This window comes from Pseudomonas sp. YNh (assembly GCF_037993085.1).
GTDB lineage: Bacteria > Pseudomonadota > Gammaproteobacteria > Pseudomonadales > Pseudomonadaceae > Aquipseudomonas > Aquipseudomonas putida.
Map to the genome: position 1 here is coordinate 1 of NZ_JBBMRJ010000076.1, position 1679 is coordinate 1679.

A 1679-nucleotide genomic window follows, 5' to 3' on the forward strand; every position below is an offset into this window, starting at 1 on the left:
CCAGGCTGTGTGAAAACGCAGTAAATACATCGAAAACTCAGAGTCGAGCTGACTGCCTGTGGAATCAGCACGCGAGAGCGCGAATAGCCTCACCCAGCGAAAAAGACGTTTGCAGCGCTATATGGGCCGCGTCAGCGGCCCATATAGCTGTTTGCGGGCCAGCAAACAGCGGGGTTTACGCCCTGATCGCCTCAAGTAACCCTGCGATGCCGAAGATGCTCATCATTCGTTTGAGGTTGTACGCGAGCACATGAAGGCTCATTTCGGTGCTTACCCTCGGCAGGGTTTTGGTCAGGAAGTGGGTACTTCCCATCCAGAATTTGAGCGTGCCAAAGGGATGCTCCACCGTCTGCCGGCGAACCTTCATCTTCCCCGGATCATGCTCCAATCGAATCTGCACTCCTTCGACTACGGCTTCATGCTCCCAGCGCTTTAATCGCCGCTCTTTACCGGTCGTACACTGCTTCTGCATCGAGCAGCTCTGGCATCCTGAAAACCAGTAGCAGTGCAGTAGCATGCCGTCTTCCACTGAGGAATGCCGGCGCGTCAGCAACTGACCCGCAGGGCATCGATATTCGTCCGAAGCAGCCATGTAGATGAAGTCCTGCTTGCCGAATCGGCCTTCCGCTTTGCTGCTCGATGTCAGTGGTTTAGGTACAAAGGTGGTGATGCCAGCTTGCTCGCAAGCAAGGATTTCCGGGCCTTTGTAATAGCCTCTATCAGCAACCACCGTCAGCGCCTCAGCACCGATTTCTTCCCGTGCCTGGTTAGCCATATTGCTCAGTTGCCCGCGATCATTACCAACGTTGGTCACCTCATGGGCAATGATCAGATGGTGTTTGTCGTCGACTGCTGTTTGTACGTTGTACCCAACTGTGCCGGAGCCTCGGCCGCTTGTGGCCATTGAGCGGGCATCTGGATCGGTAAGTGAGATTTGCTGATCGGGACTGGCTTGAAGCTGCGCCTCGATGTCCTTGAGTTTTTGCATCTGCTGTTTCAGTTTTTCGACTTTGTCTTTCAACCGCTCAGTCTTGGCCTCGGCCACTTCCGGCGCTGCCCGATCCGCTGAATCCATTGCCGCTAGATAGCGGTCGATGCTCTGCTCGATCTGCCGCATGCGCGCCTTCACTTTGCCTTGAGTGAAATTGCGGTCGCGGTTATTCACGGCTTTGAATTTGCTGCCGTCGATGGCGATGATCGATTGGGAGAAGAGATTGAGGTTGCGGCAAAGTACAACGAACTGCCGGCAGACACTGCGAATGGCTTTACCATTGTCTCGGCGAAAGTCGGCAATCGTTTTGAAGTCAGGCGCCAATCGGCCTGTCAGCCACATTAGCTCGACATTACGCTCGGCCTCACGCTCAAGCCGGCGGCTGGACTGAATTCGGTTGAGATAGCCGTAGATGTAGATTTTTAGCAGCACTGCTGGATGGTAAGCCGGACGACCCGTTGCCGCAGGATCGACACCCTCGAACCCGAGTGTTCCAAGATCGAGTTCATCGACAAAAACGTCGACTACCCGAACTGGGTTTTCTTCGGTGATGTAGTCGTCCAGGCACTCCGGCAGCAACGTGACTTGCGTCCGAGACTCACCTTCAATGAATCGCTTCATGATCGTCCCCGCCGCGATCTCGACGATCAGAAGGTTAGACAATCGCAGGCGTTTTCACACAGCCTGG

1 protein-coding gene is annotated in these 1679 nt (G+C 54.9%); it reads right to left on the reverse strand.

All coding sequences use genetic code 11. The features are described 5' to 3' along the window. Nucleotides 1-175: 175 nt before the first annotated feature. Nucleotides 176-1612 (reverse strand): IS1182 family transposase, encoded by a 1437-nt coding sequence (locus tag WF331_RS29090; RefSeq protein WP_102689580.1) that lies wholly within the window; start codon nucleotides 1610-1612, stop codon nucleotides 176-178. Between the last annotated feature and the right edge of the window lie 67 nt (nucleotides 1613-1679).

Excerpts from the sequence above, each read along its gene's own strand:
- WF331_RS29090 (WP_102689580.1), bottom strand. The coding sequence starts at position 1,612 with ATGAAGCGATTCATTGAAGGTGAGTCTCGGACGCAAGTCACGTTGCTG.